The 15,192-nt window shown below is 71.3% G+C and carries 13 protein-coding genes; 5 read left to right on the top strand and 8 right to left on the bottom strand.

Annotation, left to right across the window (positions count from 1 at the left end):
• From A5709_RS06070 to A5709_RS06080, 3 genes are all read right to left on the bottom strand, one after another.
• Positions 1–1,042: TrkA family potassium uptake protein (locus A5709_RS06070; protein ID WP_068118803.1), on the bottom strand; the 1,042-nt coding region annotated here is incomplete at its 3' end.
• Positions 1,043–1,133: 91 nt separating this feature from the next.
• Positions 1,134–4,445, bottom strand: a complete 3,312-nt coding sequence (locus A5709_RS06075; RefSeq protein WP_197520088.1) for an ATP-dependent DNA helicase — start codon at positions 4,443–4,445, stop codon at positions 1,134–1,136.
• Entirely contained in the window at positions 4,412–7,549 is a 3,138-nt protein-coding gene (locus A5709_RS06080) for an ATP-dependent DNA helicase (RefSeq protein WP_068118805.1), read from the bottom strand. Before A5709_RS06080 ends, A5709_RS06075 begins: the two co-directional genes overlap by 34 nt.
• Positions 7,550–7,657: 108 nt before the next feature.
• Between A5709_RS06080 and A5709_RS06085 the strand changes: the two genes are divergently transcribed.
• From A5709_RS06085 to A5709_RS06095, 3 genes are read left to right on the top strand one after another with little or no spacing between them, the layout of a single operon-like run.
• Positions 7,658–7,858, top strand: coding sequence for a hypothetical protein (locus tag A5709_RS06085; RefSeq protein ID WP_067947735.1), 201 nt, complete (start codon positions 7,658–7,660; stop codon positions 7,856–7,858).
• A 47-nt stretch (positions 7,859–7,905) separates the two neighbouring features.
• A complete protein-coding gene (locus A5709_RS06090; protein WP_068118808.1) occupies positions 7,906–8,691 on the top strand; it encodes an alpha/beta fold hydrolase in 786 nt (261 codons plus the stop codon).
• 2 nt (positions 8,692–8,693) lie between these two features.
• The gene (locus tag A5709_RS06095) at positions 8,694–8,996 is read left to right on the top strand and encodes an MGMT family protein (protein ID WP_068118811.1); all 303 of its coding nucleotides are present in this window, start codon (positions 8,694–8,696) and stop codon (positions 8,994–8,996) included.
• On the opposite strand, the gene A5709_RS06100 is transcribed toward A5709_RS06095, so the two are convergent.
• The 3 genes from A5709_RS06100 to A5709_RS06110 all read right to left on the bottom strand — a co-directional run bounded on the left by A5709_RS06100 (position 8,993) and on the right by A5709_RS06110 (position 12,201).
• Complete coding sequence (locus tag A5709_RS06100; protein ID WP_068118813.1) at positions 8,993–9,847, bottom strand: TIGR02569 family protein; 855 nt, start codon at positions 9,845–9,847, stop codon at positions 8,993–8,995. The two genes, A5709_RS06095 and A5709_RS06100, sit on opposite strands and share 4 nt — an antisense overlap.
• A 36-nt stretch (positions 9,848–9,883) precedes the next feature.
• Positions 9,884–11,080, bottom strand: a complete 1,197-nt coding sequence (gene moeZ / locus A5709_RS06105) for an adenylyltransferase/sulfurtransferase MoeZ (protein ID WP_068118815.1) — start codon at positions 11,078–11,080, stop codon at positions 9,884–9,886.
• A gap of 92 nt (positions 11,081–11,172) precedes the next feature.
• Positions 11,173–12,201, bottom strand: a complete 1,029-nt coding sequence (locus A5709_RS06110) for a DUF3152 domain-containing protein (protein ID WP_197501117.1) — start codon at positions 12,199–12,201, stop codon at positions 11,173–11,175.
• A gap of 199 nt (positions 12,202–12,400) precedes the next feature.
• On the opposite strand from A5709_RS06110, the gene A5709_RS06115 reads away from it, so the two are divergent.
• Positions 12,401–13,087 carry a TetR/AcrR family transcriptional regulator gene (locus tag A5709_RS06115; protein WP_066956131.1) on the top strand — a complete coding sequence of 229 codons (687 nt, stop codon included), beginning with the start codon at positions 12,401–12,403 and terminating at the stop codon, positions 13,085–13,087.
• Here A5709_RS06115 and A5709_RS06120 read toward each other — a convergent pair.
• Positions 13,074–13,343 (bottom strand): DUF3107 domain-containing protein, encoded by a 270-nt coding sequence (locus tag A5709_RS06120; protein WP_067205619.1) that lies wholly within the window; start codon positions 13,341–13,343, stop codon positions 13,074–13,076. The two genes, A5709_RS06115 and A5709_RS06120, sit on opposite strands and share 14 nt — an antisense overlap.
• 206 nt (positions 13,344–13,549) lie before the next feature.
• Here A5709_RS06120 and A5709_RS06125 point away from each other — a divergent pair, with 206 nt between their 5' ends.
• On the top strand, positions 13,550–14,263 hold the full coding sequence (locus tag A5709_RS06125; RefSeq protein WP_068012572.1) for an MmpS family transport accessory protein: 714 nt from the start codon (positions 13,550–13,552) through the stop codon (positions 14,261–14,263).
• A 114-nt stretch (positions 14,264–14,377) separates the two neighbouring features.
• Here A5709_RS06125 and A5709_RS06130 read toward each other — a convergent pair whose 3' ends face one another.
• Positions 14,378–15,097, bottom strand: coding sequence for a ferritin-like fold-containing protein (locus A5709_RS06130; protein ID WP_067947711.1), 720 nt, complete (start codon positions 15,095–15,097; stop codon positions 14,378–14,380).
• Positions 15,098–15,192 lie beyond the last annotated feature (95 nt).

Raw genomic sequence — 15,192 nt, forward strand, 5'->3', positions numbered from 1 at the left:
GCCGGTCGTTGGCCTCGACGGCATCCACCTCGGGTGCGCCGATGCGCAGCAGGTGGCCGTCGCGCACCACGCCCAGCACGATGTCGCGCAGATGCCGTGGGGAACCGCCGACCTCGGTGGGCTCCACCTCGCGCTCGGCGATGGCCAGGCCGAAGTCCGGTGTCAGCAGGTCTTCGATCATCTCCACGACGCTGGGCGTGGTGGTGGCAAGCCCCAGCAGCCGCCCGGCGGTCGCCGAGGAGACCACCACCGAGTCCGCGCCCGATTGTTGCAGCAGGTGCTGGTTTTCGGCCTCCCGGATCGACGCCACGATCTTGGCGTTGGGTGCGATCTCCCGCGCGGTCAGGGTGACCAGCACCGCGGTGTCGTCGCGGCTGGTGGCCACGATGATCGAGGCCGCGTGTTGCGCGCCGGCCAGCCGCAGCACGTCGGCCTTGGTCGCGTCGCCGTGCACGGTGACCAGGCCCGCGCCGGCGGCGTGTTCGAGGGTGGTGCGGTCCGTGTCGACGACGACGACCTCCCCCTGGGCCGCCTCGTCGCCGAGGATCGCGGCGACGGCGGTTTTGCCCTTCGTGCCGTAGCCGATCACGATCGTGTGGTTGCGCACTCTGCTCCTCCAACGCTGAATCTTCCACCCTTGGCGGGACCGCTCGGAGAGGACTTCGAGGGTCGTGCCGACCAAGACGGCCAGGAACGCGATCCGCAGCGCGGTAAAAATCAGCGTGTGAACCAGACGCGCGGTTTCGGTGTAGGGGGTGATGTCGCCGTAACCGGTCGTCGACAGTGACACCGCGGAGAAGTACACGGCGTCCAGGAAGGTCAGCGGCTGGCCCCGGACGTCGCGGTACCCGTTGCGGTCCGCGTACACGATGACGGCCGCGGCGAACAACACCACCAGCGCGATGACCACGCGGCGGGTGATCACACGGATGGGGCTGGCGTGCTCCTCGGGGATGCGCACCACGCCGACCAACTGGTGGCCCCGCTGCGCGGTCAGCGCTTCATCCAGACCGGTCAGTTGCCGGGACCTACCGTTGCGCACGGCGGTCCGTTATCGGCTCAACGCCCGCGCAGGAGTCACGCACGACTCAATGTAACCACGAGCGCGGCCCCGGTACCCGGGCAGCGCAAAGTCAGCCGGCGGCGGGCTCGGCCAGCAGGCCGGCCAGGTCAGCGGGGGCGGGCAGATCGTCGGGAGCGACCGTGGTGCGGGCGCGCACGTAATAGAACGCCGTCCGTACCGACGATTCCGGAACACCGGACAGGGCGGCCCACGCCAGGCGGTAGACGGCGAGCTGGACGGCGGCCTGGCGCATGGCTTCCGGCCCGTGCGGCGGCTCGCCGGTCTTCCAGTCCACGACCGTCGTGCCGCCGTCGGGGTCGGCGAACACCGCGTCAATTCGGCCGCGCACCAGGGTGTCGCCGATGGGCATCTCGAACGGCACCTCGACGGCGATGGGAGTGCGGGTCGCCCAGGGCGATTCGGTGAATGCCGCCTGCAACGCGGCCAGCCCCCGGGTGTCGCCCACGTCGGAGTCCGCCGCGCCCGGCAGGTCTGCGAGATCGAAGAGACACTCGGCGCCGTAGAACTGCTGAACCCAGGCGTGAAAGGCGTTGCCCAGCAACGCATGCGGGTCCGGGCGGGTGGGCAGCCGGTGCCGGAGCCGCTGCGCGGCGGCCGCGGGGTCCCGCGCCAGTTCCACCAGGCCGCTGACCGACAACTGACTAGGCAGTGCGCCGGTGGACGGTTCGACCAACCGCGCTCCCTCGGCAAGTAACGCGTCGACGTCGGCCGCCCACCCCTCGATATCGGCCCCGACACCGCCCTCGCCGCCCGACATCGCCCGGGTCACCAACGCGGCACCGCGCTCGACGTCACCGCGCCGGGTCAACGGGTCGGCGGGCCAGACCGCCTCGATGACGTTGTCGCGCAACGGGTTACGATCGCCGTCCGCCGGCGCGGGTGCCCATTGATCCACCTCCCCGCAGGGCGCGCCGGCCGCGGCCGAACGGTCGATGACCTCCTTGATCTCGCACAGGAAATCGGAGGGGCCGCGCGGTTTGATGCCGGAGGCGCCCCAGTGGTGACCCGACACCAGCAGCGTGTCCTCCGCCCGGGTGACGGCGACGTAGAGCAGCCGGCGTTCCTCGTCGACGCGCCGCTGCTCGAGCTGGCGGCGATGCTCGGAGATCTTGTCGGACAATTGCTTTCGGTTGGTGACGTCGGAGGTGTCCAGCACCGGGATGCCCAGCGCGCCGGCCGAGGCACGGTCGCCCCTCAGCAGCGGCGGCAGCTCGGCCGCGTCGGTGAGCCAGCTGCTCCTGGACGCGGTCGAGGGAAAGGTTCCGCCCGACAGGTGTGCCACCGCCACCACCTGCCACTCCAGCCCCTTCGCGGAGTGCACCGTGAGCACCTGGACGCGGTCGCGCGCCGCTACCAACGGCGCGGGCGGCAAACCGTTCTCGACGGACTCCGCCACGTCCAGAAACGCCAACAGGCCCGACACCGATGCCGCGGTGCGACGGTCCGGCACGCCGGCGGCGTCGGCCCGTTCGGCGTATCCGGCGACGACGTCGGCGAACGCGTCGAGGTGTTCGGTGCCGGCCCAGCCTCTGTCCGCCCCCGCCGCGGCGCGGACCTCGCAGTCGACACCCAGCACGCGGCGCACCTCGGCGACCAGGTCCGGCAGCGAATGGTCCAGGTGGCCGCGGAGGGCACGCAGTTCGCCGGCCAGCGCCGTGACCCGCTGATACCCCGCGGCCGAATACCCTTCGGGCGGACCGGGATCGGCGATGGCGTCGGCCAGGCACGCCGTGTCGGCGTCCGGGCCGGCGGACATCGCGATCGCCTCCGGCGCGGATGACCCGCCCGCGCCCAGCCCTTCGCCGAGCTTTCGGGCGCGCCGCCAGAGCGCGGCGATGTCCCGACCACCGAGGCGCCAGCGCGGACCCGTGAGTACCCGCATCGCCGCCGCGCCGGCCGTCGGGTCGACGACGAGCCGCAGCATCGCCACAACGTCGGCGACCTCGGGGATGGACAGCAGCCCCGCCAATCCGATGACCTCGACCGGGACTCCGCGGGCGCGCAGGGCGTCGGCGATGGGGGCGGCGTCGGCGTTGCGGCGCACCAGAACCGCGGCGGTCGGCGGGCTCACTCCGTCGGCCCGGGCGTCCCGGTACCGCGCGGCGAGCTCGTCGGCGATCCACTCGCGCTCGGCGTGGACATCGCGAAGCAACGCGCAGCGGACGGTTCCGGGCGGGGCGTCCGGGCGCGGCCGCAGCGCGTGTACCGCGACCGACCGGCGGCGCGCCTCCGCCGAGATCGCGTTGGCCAGTTGCAGGGTCCGCGGCGGGTTGCGCCAGCTGGTCCGCAGCTCCAGGACCGGCGCCGGGGCGCCGTCGGAGAGGGGGAAGTCGGTGGTGAAGCGCGGGAGATTGGTCGCCGAGGCGCCGCGCCAGCCGTAGATCGACTGGATCGGATCGCCGACGGCGGTCAGGGCCAACCCGTCGTCGACGCCACCGCCGAACAGAGCCGACAGGGCGACCCGCTGGGCGTGGCCGGTGTCCTGGTATTCGTCGAGCAGCACCACCCGGTAGCGGCCGCGCAGGTCGGCACCGACCTGCGGGAAGTTCGCCGCCAGCCGCGCCGCGCAGGCCATCTGCACGCCGAAGTCCATCGTCTTCGCGGCACGCATGCGCTCGTTCAGCGCGTCGAGCAGCGGCACCAGCTCGGCCCGCTGGGTCTGGGTGTCCAGCAGCCGCAGCAACCACTGGCTGGGGCCGCGGTCGCGCTGATAGGGGCCCGGCGGCAGCGCGTGGATCAGCCGCTCCAGCTCCACGTGGGTATCGCCGAGCTGGCGGGTGTCCACCAGGTGTTCGGCCAGCTGACCCCACAACCGCAGCACCATTGACGTGACCGCGGCGGGGGTCCTGTCGGTGCGCAGCTCGCCCCGGTACCCGCTGACCACGTCGAACGCCAGCTGCCACAGCTCGGTCTCGCCGAGCAGCCGGGTGTCGGGCTCGATGGGCAGCAGCAGACCGTAGTCGCGGATCAACGAACCGGCGAACGCGTGGTAGGTGCTGACCGTCGGTGCGCCCGCCGGCTCCGCGGGGGCCGCGCCGTCGGGACCCAAGCCGACGCCGGCCAGCCGGGCCAGCCGGGACCGGACCCGGCGCAACAGCTGGCCGGCGGCCTTGCGGGTGAACGTCAATCCGAGCACCTGGCCGGGTTCGGCGTAGCCGTTGGCGACGAGCCACACCACCCGCGCGGCCATGGTCTCGGTTTTGCCCGCACCGGCACCGGCGATGACGACCAGCGGCCCGGGCGGTGCCGCGATCACGGCGGACTGCTCCTCGGTGGGCGGGAAAAGCCCGAGCGCACCGGCCAATTCGGCCGGACTGTAGCGCGGGTTCACTGCGCCGCCCCGTCGGCGTGGGCCGGACATGAAGGCCGCAGCGGACAGTGCGAGCAGCCGTCGTTGCGCCGGGCGATGAACCGCGGCCCGGCGGTCACCCCGGCGGCGCGCCGAACCAGCCGGCGCCACTCGTCGCGGGCGGCCGGTGTCAGCGGATCCTGCTCGCGCTCGGTGGCGCCCGACGCCCCGGGCTTGCCCAGGTAGACCAGCCGCGCCCCACCGGGCTCCGAACCCGCGGCCACCATGCCCTCGGCCACGGCCAGCTGATACATCGCCAGCTGGGCGTGCTGTTGGGCGTCGTCCTTGCTGACCGGCGTTTTGCCGGTCTTGATGTCCACGATCACCAGCCGGCCGGCTGCATCGCGCTCCAGCCGGTCGACCCGGCCGCACAGCCGGACGTCGCCGCCATCGCCGTCGTCGGATGTTGCCAGGATGCCGTCGATCTCGACCTCGACGCCCACCTCGGTCAGCACGCCCCGGGTCTGCGCCCGCCACTCGACGAAGGCCTCGATCATCGCGCGGTGGCGGGCCAGTTCGTTGGCCGAATGCCACTCGGCCTCGAAGGGCAGATGGCGCCAGGCCCGGTCCAGCTCGGCCAGCAATTCCGATTCGCTCCGCTGCGGTTCGGCGACCAGGGCGTGCAGCACCGAGCCGATGGTGGAACGCAGGTCGCGCGGGTTGGTGCCGCCGTGCCGTTCGGCCAGCCAGCGCAGCGGGCAGTCGTTGAGCATCTGCAGGGTCGACGGGGTCAAGGTGACGGCATCGTCGTCGCCATGCAGGGGTTCGCTGGTGCTGACGGGGATCAGGCCGTGCCAGCCGGCCGGGTCGGCGCCCGGGACGCCGGCGCGGGCGAGGCGCGCCAATTGCGTTGCGGCACAAGCGCGGGCGGCGTCGTCGATCGTGCCGTCGGGCGCGCACGCGACGCCGCGCAGCCGGCCGACCAGCGCGGCAGCGGATAGCATCCGGGGCGCTGAGATGGGTTGCGCGGCAGCGGGATCGCCGTCACCATCGGTCCACGGGGCGAGCTCGTAGCAGAACGACGACGGCAGCGCGGCCTCGTTGTCCCCGCGGTCCGAGTCGCCGTCTACGGCGGTGACCAGCAACCGGCGGCGGGCCCGGCCCATCGCCGCCACCAGCAGCCGGCGTTCCTCGCCCAGCAGCGGCGCCCGCACCGACGCGTCCTCGGTGACGCCGTCGAGCACGTCCAGCAACCGCTGGGTGCCCAGCACACCGCCGCGCGGAACCGTGTTGGGCCACAATCCCTCTTGCAGCCCGGCGATGACCACCAGGTCCCATTCGTGTCCCAGCGCGGCGTGCGCGCTGAGCACCCGCACCTGCTCCACGGGTGACACCGGCTCCCGGTTCACGCTCGGCAGGTGCAGCGCGGCGATGTGCTCGACAAGGCCGCGCAGCGACGCACCCGACATGCGGGACACGTACTGATCGGTGATGTCGAACAGCGCGGTCACCGCCTCCAGGTCCCGGGTGGCCTGGGCGCCGGCGGTGCCGCCGCGCTCGGCGGCCGACAGCCAGCGACGCTGCAGGCCGGACCGGTTCCAGGCGGCCCACAGCGTGTAGCGCGGGTCTTGTCCCGCACGATGGCAGCGCGCCGCCGCGTCCAGCACCGCACGCACCCGCTGCACCGGGCGGAACTGCGGGCCCGATGGCGGCGGGTCAGCGGACAGCGCCTCGGCCAGCAGGTCCGCGACATCGCCCGGCGCGCGACCGGGGTTGGCGCGCTGCAGCGTTCGGCGCAGCTGGCGCAGCGAAACCGGGTCGACCCGACCGATGGGACCGGTCAGCAACGCCAGGGCCCGTTCGCCGTCGAGCCCGTCGGCGGTGGCGGCCAGGACGGTGAGCAGCGCCCGGGCCGCGGGCTCGCCGGACAGCGGTCCGCTGGTCGCGGGCGCGGCCACCGGCACCCCGGCGGCGGCCAGCGCGCGGGGCAACAACGCGCCGGCCCGTGGCACCGATCGGACGACGACCGCCATCTGCGACCACGGCACCCCGTCGACCAGGTGCGCACGCCGGAGCGCGTCGGCGATCATCGCCGCCTCCGCGTGCGCCGACGCCGCCAGGCGCACCGCGACCGAGCCCTCGTCGGGCCCGCTACCCTCGATCCGCTTGCCGTCGCTGCCGCCGGGCAGTCGCTGCGCGATGCCGCTGACGGCGCGCGCCACCGCCGGGGCGCAGCGATGCGAGACCGTCAACGTCACCGCAGGCGAATCCCCGTGGAGCAGGCCGGCGGATTCGCCGCCCCGGAAGCCGAACACCGCCTGATTGGGATCGCCGGCGATCACGGCCAGCTCGGCGCCCGCCGCGAGCACCCGGACCAGGTGGGCCGCCTGCGGGTCGAGCTGCTGAGCGTCATCGACCAACAAGAGCCGCACCCGGCCCCGCTCGGCGGCCAGCAGCTCGGGATCGACCGCGAAGGCCTCCAGGGCGGCCCCCACCAGTTCCGCGGCGCCCAGCGCGGGCGTCGTCGCCTGTGGCGCAGCCGTCCCGACCGCCGCCCGCAGCAGCATCACCTGCTTGTACTGCCGGGCGAACTGGCCGGCGGCCGTCCATTCCGGGCGCCGGCACCGGCGGCCCAGGCGCTCGAGTTCCTGCGGATCAACACCGCGTTCTGCGCAGCGCGCCAGCATGTTTCGCAGCTCGGTGGCGAAGCCCGCGGTGGCCAGCGCGGGTTTCAGGTGGGTGGGCCACGCCGTCGCCGCGCGCGGCCCGTCCTCGAGGTCACCGGCCAGCAGCTCCCGGATGATCGCGTCCTGTTCGGCGCTGGTGACCAGCCGCGGGGGCGCGTCACCGGCGCGCTCGGCGGCCCGCCGCAGCACCGCGTAGGCGTAACCGTGCACGGTGCGCACCAACGGTTCGCGGACTGCGGCCCGGCAGGGCCCGGTCGAGCGCGCCCGCAACAACGCCGTCGTCAAGGTGCTGCGCGCCGTCATGCTCAGCCGGCCGGAACCGGTAAGCAGCAGAACCGATTCCGGGTTGAGACCCGCGTCGATCTGGGCGACCGCGGCGTCGACCAGCAGGCTGCTCTTACCGGTGCCCGGCCCGCCCAACACTCGGACCGGCCCGCGCACGCCGGGCGCCAGCAGAGCCCGCGCCTCGGTGTCCCAGGTGTACGACATGGCTGCATGCAATCACCAGGGTCTGACAAGCCGCCCGGCCCGCGTCGCCGCCGACCCCTAGGCTGGAGACCGCACGCAGCCCGACGAACGGTGAGGAGGTAGGTGATCGTGACGAACGTCGAACCCGGTTTTCCCAGCGACGAAGCGCCCGAAGGTGACGCCGCGGAACAATTGCAGCCCGTCGACTTCGACGACGAAGTCGGCTTGGACACCGAGTATCTGACCGCTGCCGACCGCGAGGCCAACGAGGCCGACGTGATCGAGCAGGCCTACGTCGTCCCCACCGAGGACGAGTGGGACGAACGCTGACCCGCCCGCGCGCGGATGGCCGTGGCGGTGACTGGCACGATCGACGGGTGACCGCGGATCTCCATGTGCACCGCTACGGCCCACCGGGGCCGGTGCGAGTGCTGGCGCTGCACGGCTTGACCGGCCACGGGCAGCGGTGGCAGCAGCTGGCCGGCCTCCTACCCGAAATCACCTTCGCCGCACCGGATCTGATCGGTCACGGCCGGTCGTCATGGGCGGCGCCGTGGACCATCGACGCCAACGTTGCGGCGATGGCCGCGCTGCTCGACGACGACGCCGAGGCGCCGGTGCTGGTGGTGGGGCACTCCTTCGGCGGCGCACTCGCCATGCAGCTGGCCGCGATGCGGCCGGACCGGGTGGCGGCGCTGCTGCTGCTGGACCCGGCGGTCGGATTGGACGGCGCGTGGATGCGGCAGATCGCCGACGCGATGCTGGCCTCGCCCGACTATCCCGACGCCGAGGAAGCGCGCCTGGAAAAGCTGCACGGCTCCTGGTCGGACGTCGACCCCGCGCTGCTCGACGCCGAGATCGACGAGCATCTGATCGAGCTGCCGGGCGGCCGGTACGGCTGGCAGGTGAGCCTGCCGGCGATGATGTCGTACTGGAGCGAGTTGGCCCGCGACATCGTGTTCCCGCCGGCCGGGACGCCGACGGTCCTGGTGCGGGCCAAGCGCACCTCGCCGCCGTACGTCGGCGACCACCTCATCGCCGGGCTGCAGGACCGGTTGGGATCGGATTTCCGGCTGCTGGATTTCGATTGCAACCACATGGTGCCCTACGCCGCGCCCGCGGAGGTGGCGGCGCTGACGCGCGAGCTGCTGGAAGCCCGCTGATCGTGGCGCCGGTCACCGATGAGCAGGTCGAGCGGGTGCGCGCGCTGGTCGCGGCGATTCCACCGGGCAGGGTCGCCACCTACGGCGACATCGCCGGCGTCGCAGGGCTTTCCAGCCCGCGCATCGTCGGCTGGATCATGCGGAGCGACTCCTCGGACCTGCCGTGGCACCGGGTGATCACCGCATCGGGTCGCCCGGCGCCTCATCTGAGCACCCGCCAGCTCGAGCTGCTGCGGGCCGAAGGGGTCCTGGCCACCGATGGCCGGATCGCGTTGCGCGAGGTGCGTTACGACTTCGGGCGCTAGAGCACCAGCCGCACCAGCGCCGCGGTGCGGGCCAGCCCGGGGAATGCCTCGGCGGTGGATCGCGGATGCAACGCATGGACCGCCAGGCGAAACATCAAGGCGCGCAACAACATCTGCGGCCACTCCGGCAGCGCGTTCCAACGTTCGATGAGTCCGTCGTCGGCCTCGCCCCAGGACAGGGCGTCGACGACGACGACGCCCGCCGCCCACGACGCGGGCCGCCAGTACGGGGTGATGTCGGTGATTCCCGGGGCGGCGGCGCCGATGAAAAGCACTGTCCCGTAAAGGTCTCCGTGCACCAGCTGGTTCGGGCTCTTGGTCGGACGGCGCAGGGTGGCCAGCTGGTTGATCAGCTCCACCGACCGCTCCGCGTCGGCCGTCGGCGGCGCGGTGCGGGCGCCCGGGGGCACGGAGGCCAGCGGCCGCTCCTCCCAGGCGGCGCGGTCGGCGGCGATGAAGATGTCCACGTCGCCCCACGGCGCGGTGGGGCCCTGGGTGAGAAATCGGGGGCGTTCCAGTTTGCCGGTCGCCTCGTGCAGGCGCACCGCCGCCGAGACGACTTCGTCGTGCCGCGGTTCGGGTGTGCCGGCGACGAAGGTATCCGCCCGCCATCCGGAAACCACGTAACGCCCGTCCGTCGAGCGGACCGGGCGGGCCAGCCGAACACCGTCGACGAACAGGGTCTCCCGCACGCGGGCCGACCAGGCCGCCCGGGCGTGGTCGGCCACCAGCGACAGGACGACCTCACCGCAGCGCCAGCCGCCTTCCCAGCTAGCGCCCAGATAGACGGGCTTGACGCCGGTCAAACCAAACGCCGCCAGCACATGCTCCGGCGGTGGTTCGACAGTCACACGGGTAGCCTAGACGAGGTCACGTGCCCTATCGGGTCAGTACATCACCATGTCGGGTTGCATCTGCTGCGCCCACGCCACGATGCCGCCCTGCAGGTGCACCGCGTCGGGGAATCCGGCCTTTTGCACCGCCACCAGCGCCTCGGCCGAGCGCACCCCCGTCTTGCAGTACAGCACCGGCATGCGGTCCTGCGGTAGCTTTGCCAGACCCTCACCGGAGTTGATCGACGACTGCGGGATCAGCTGGGCCCCATCGATGTGGTTTATCTCCCACTCGACGGGCTCACGAACGTCGATCAACGCCAGTTTCTTTCCCGAATCCAGTAATTCGCGCAATTCCCGCGGGGTGATCGCGGAGCCGGTGACAACTGCACCGGCGTCGTCGGGGGCCGCACCGCAATACTGCTCGTAGTCGATCAGCTCGGTGATCTTCGGGCGGAAGGCGTCGTCGGGGTCCCGGCGGATCGTGATGGTGCGGTAGGACATCTCCAGGGCGTCGTAGATCATCAACCGGCCCAGCAGCGATTCGCCGATCCCGGTGATGAGTTTGATCGCCTCGGTGCCCATCACCGACGCGATGGAGGCGCAGACGATGCCCAGCACGCCGCCTTCGGCGCACGACGGCACCGTGCCGGGTGGCGGCGGCTCCGGGTAGAGGTCGCGGTAGTTGAGGCCCCGCCCGCCCGGCGCGTCCTCCCAGAAGACCGAGACCTGGCCCTCGAATCGGTAGATCGATCCCCACACGTACGGCTTGCCGGCCAGCACGGCGGCGTCGTTGACCAGATACCGGGTGGCGAAGTTGTCGGTGCCGTCCAGGATCAGGTCGTACTGCGAGAACAGGTCGACGGCGTTGCTCGAGTCCAGCCGGAACTCGTGCAGGCGCACCCGGACCAACGGGTTGATCGCGGCGATCGACTCGCTCGCCGACTGCGCCTTGGAGCGCCCGACGTCGGCCACACCGTGGATGATCTGGCGCTGCAGGTTGGAGTCGTCGACGACGTCGAAGTCGACGATGCCGATCGTGCCGACGCCGGCAGCGGCCAGGTACAGCAGCGCCGGCGCGCCGAGCCCGCCCGCGCCGATCACCAGCACCTTCGCGTTCTTGAGCCGCTTCTGCCCGTCCACCCCCAGGCCGGGGATGATCAGGTGCCGGCTGTAACGGGCCACCTCATCGCGGGTCAGCTGGTCTGCCGGCTCGACGAGAGGCGGCAGTGCTGTCTGCGGTGTCGGCACCCGCTCCTCCTCGGTCTCGCGTCGCGGTTGTCCACCACCATCATCCCAGCAGCCGCCGAAGTGGACGGCAATGAATTCAACGTGCCGAGCGGCTAGGCGATAGGGAACGGCCAGGGGTTGAAGCGGCAGGTCTTCCCGTCGGCCTTGACGAAGTCCGGGTCGAACTGGGCGGCGTCGTTGTTCGACGTGGAGAACGTCTGCTGCATCATCACCGGCGCCAGAGCGCCCTGTTGCTCACACGGCTCGTGGCGGACGTAGCCGATGGCGTGGCCGACCTCGTGGTTGATCACGTATTGGCGATAGGAGCCGATGTCCCCCTCGAACGGGACCGCCCCACGCACCCAGCGCGCCTCGTTGATGAAGACCCGCGACTGCCGGTCCTTGCCGAATGAAGGGTTGTAGCAGGAGGTCTCGAGCCGGAATTCGTAGCCACAGCCCTCGCGGACCGTCACCGGCGACACCAGGGAGATCCGGAAGTCAGGTTTAGTCGCGCCGTCCACCCTGACGAAAGCGAACTGCGGATTGTGCGTCCAGCCTTTGGGATTGGCCAGCGTCTGGTCGACCATCTGCGCGAACGCCTCGTCGCCACCGATCATCGTGGGGTCGATGCCGTCCTCCACCTCGACCGAGTAGCGAAACACCCGCACGGTGCCCTGACCGATCTGCGTCGTCGTGCCGGGCACCACGTGCCAGGTCTTGTCGCCCGCCTCGGTGAACGGGCCGCCGTCCGGCAGCGTCCCGGCCGGCAGGTTGGCGTCGAACGCGGCGAGCCCGCGGGGTGGCGCGTCGATGATCGAGGTGCCCACGGCCTCCATCGCCTGCGGACTCTGGATGGGCTGATTCGCCGTCGGCTTCATCGCGCTGGTGCCGGTCACCGTCTGGTAGACGACCACCGCGGTGAGCACGACCAGAACGGGCAGCGCGTAAGCGCGCCAGCCGTAGGTGGATACGAACCGTCCCAGCCACGTCTGTTTGCGCCACTGGCGCGGTCGCTCCCGGTCGGCCCGGGTCCGTCCGCCGTCGCGTGCGATCGGGTCACGCAGCGCCCGTAGCGGTTCCCGCCACTCGTCCCGCAGCACCGGGACGCGACCGGTGCCGCGCGTAGGCCGCTGGGACGTCATTGCCCCAGGATTACACAGTCGGCAGCGGGGCCGTCCTTGGCGCGCCCGAATGCTGCGCCCGACACCACTTTCTGCCAGCCACGACGGCGGCGACGACGGTCACCGGGACAAGGTGGGTAGTAATGTCTGTCGCAACGAGCCGAGCGCGGCCGGCCAGTGGTGCCGGCGGCCGGTTGCCGACACATCAGATGAGGACTCGATGAGCGAACTCGCCAAGGCCGGGGCGCGGCGTGCCGTCAAATCGACCGACCGCAGTCGGCCCGGGGACGGTATCGCGGCTTCGAGCCGGCGCGGCAACCGGTTGCCCCGGGATGAGCGTCGCGGTCAGCTGCTCATCGTCGCCAGCGACGTCTTCGTCGATCGCGGCTACCACGCGGCCGGCATGGACGAGATCGCCGACCGGGCCGGCGTCAGCAAACCGGTTCTGTATCAACACTTTTCGAGCAAACTCGAGCTCTACCTGGCCGTGCTCGCCCGGCACGTCGAAAACCTCGTCTCGGGGGTGCAGCAGGCGCTGAACACCACCACCGACAACCGCCGGCGGCTGCATGCGGCGGTGCAGGCGTTCTTCGACTTCATCGAGCACGACAGCCAGGGTTACCGGTTGATCTTCGAGAACGACTACGTCACGGAACCCGAGGTGGCCGCGCAGGTGCGCGTCGCCACCGAATCGTGCATCGACGCGGTGTTCGCCTTGATCAGCGAGGACTCGGGGCTCGACCCGCACCGCGCCCGGATGATCGCGGTGGGACTGGTGGGCATCAGCGTCGACTGCGCGCGCTACTGGCTCGACTCCGACCGCCCGATCTCCAAGGCGGACGCCGTCGAGGGCACCGTCGCGTTCGCCTGGGGCGGGCTGTCACACGTGCCGCTTACTCGCCTTTAGCGCCCTTGCCGGTGAGCTTTCCGACCTCGGCGCCGATGCCGAAGCCGACCCGGCGCGCGTCGGCGGGGCCGATCTCGACGTAGGCGATCTTGCTGGTGTGCACGAGGAAGCGACGTCCCCGCTCGTCGTTGAGCCTCAACAGGCCCGGTCCCTCACTCAGCGCGGCGCTGACCAGCTCTTCGACTTCGGCCGGCGTCTGCGCACTGGAGAGGACCAGCTCGCGCGGACTGTCCGTAATACCGATCTTGACCTCCACGGTCACCCCTTCCGTAGGTATTGAAGTCGACAGACCTGTCAGCTGCAGGCTAGTGGACGCGGCGAGCCCGCTGCGGCGACAGCCCCCGAAGCGCGGTTCGCGCTCAGCGAAACATCGGTCGCGAGCAGATAACGATTAGCTTGCGACTGAGCCCAGACCCGGGTCCGCGACCCGGTTCGTGTTTTCACATGGCTACCTTCGGCCCCATGGGTACCACACTGGCCGATCTCGACGAGGTCCGGGATTACCCCGAAGACCAGACCGACGAGCTCTACGGGGCCGACGCCTACCCCGAGGGCGACTACACCTGGACCGGCTGGCCGGCCGAGCTTCGCTGGCGTCCGGTCACGGCGATCCTCGGCGCCGTGGTCGCCATCGGCGCGATCGCGACCGCCGTCATCATCAACAGCGGAGACAGCGCCTCAACCAAGGCCACCGTGGCACCCGCCCCCCAACCGGTGACGTCCGCGCCGGCGACGACCAGAAGCTCCACCCCGCCCAGCGCCCAGCCCAGCCCCTCACGCACGACGCTGCCGCCCGAAACGGTCACCACCGTGACCACGCCCAGCGCCGCCCCGAGCCCGGCGCCAACGGGAACGCCCACCGCCGCTCCGCCCCTGACGCTGACGCCCCCGCCTGCCGCGCTGAACCCGCGCACCGTCGTCTACAGCGTGACCGGCAGCAAGCAGCTGCTGGACCTGGTGAACATCGTCTACACCGACGGGAGCGGCTACTCCCAGACCGAGTTCAACGTGTCGCTGCCGTGGACCAAGGCGGTGATCTTGAGTCCGAGCGTCCAGAACCCATCGGTCGTCGCGACCAGCTTCTACGGCCGGCTCAACTGCTCGATCGTCAACGCCGCCGGTCAACTGGTGGCCGCGTCGACCACCAACTCGAGCCTGGCGACCTGCACCCGCTGATTCCGATGGCCGTGACCCGCCGCGCCCGGCTGCGCCGCGCTTGCGATCACGGCTGAGTCCGACGGCCGTGACCCGCCGCGCCCGGCTGCGCCGCGCTTGCGATCACGGCTGACGTCAGCTCAGACCCAGTTCGTGCATCCGCCGGTCGTGGGTGTGCTGCAACCGGTCGAAGAACGCGTTGAGCTGGCCCAGGCCCCCGGTTCCCGACATCACCAGGTCGACCAGCTCGTCGTGGTCGGCCAGCAGGTACTGAGCCTGCGTGATCGCCTCGCCGAACAGGCGGCGCGACCACAGCGCCAGCCGGCTGCGCTGCTTGCCGCTGGAGGTCACGGCGGCGCGCACCTCGGCGACGACGAACTGCGAATGCCCCGTCTCGGACAGCGCCGCCCGCACCACGTCGGCGATCTCGTCGGGTAACCCGTCGGCGATCTCCAGGTACAGGTCGGCGGCCAGCGCGTCGCCGACATAGGTCTTCACCAGGGCCTCCAGCCACGTGCTGGGCATCGTCAGCCGGTGGTAGTTCTCCAGCGCCGAGACGTACTTCGACATGGCCTTCACGACGTCGACGCCCCGGCTCTCCAGGGCGTCGCGCAGGAGCTCATAGTGCTGCATCTCGGCGGCGGCCATGCTGGCCATGGAAATCCGTCCGCGCAGGTCGGGGGCCATCCGCGCCTCGTCGGTGAGCCGATAGAACGCGGCGATCTCGCCGTACGCCAAGACCGCGAACAACTCGTTGACGCCCGGGTGGTCGGCCGACAGACGCGGGGCGGGCGAATCGTCCACCTGGTCGGCTTCCACTTCGGCTGCTGCGGGCTGGGAAGAGGGCCGGGTCATGGCAACACTGTAGTCGGCGGACCTGGCGCTAAATGGGAGCCAGTTGTCGACCAGCTATCATGTACGTAGATAGCGGCTGTATTTCTTTGCCAAGC

Origin of the sequence: Mycobacterium sp. E1386 (assembly GCF_001672745.1) — a bacterium.
GTDB lineage: Bacteria > Actinomycetota > Actinomycetes > Mycobacteriales > Mycobacteriaceae > Mycobacterium.

What these genes read in the sequence shown, in the direction of transcription:
- A5709_RS06075 (WP_197520088.1), bottom strand. Translation starts at nt 4,445, where the DNA reads ATGTCCGGCCCACGCCGACGGGGCGGCGCAGTGAACCCGCGCTACAGT.
- A5709_RS06080 (WP_068118805.1), bottom strand. Translation starts at nt 7,549, where the DNA reads ATGTCGTACACCTGGGACACCGAGGCGCGGGCTCTGCTGGCGCCCGGC.
- A5709_RS06110 (WP_197501117.1), bottom strand. Translation starts at nt 12,201, where the DNA reads ATGACGTCCCAGCGGCCTACGCGCGGCACCGGTCGCGTCCCGGTGCTG.
- A5709_RS06115 (WP_066956131.1), top strand. Translation starts at nt 12,401, where the DNA reads ATGAGCGAACTCGCCAAGGCCGGGGCGCGGCGTGCCGTCAAATCGACC.
- A5709_RS06125 (WP_068012572.1), top strand. Translation starts at nt 13,550, where the DNA reads ATGGGTACCACACTGGCCGATCTCGACGAGGTCCGGGATTACCCCGAA.
- A5709_RS06130 (WP_067947711.1), bottom strand. Translation starts at nt 15,097, where the DNA reads ATGACCCGGCCCTCTTCCCAGCCCGCAGCAGCCGAAGTGGAAGCCGAC.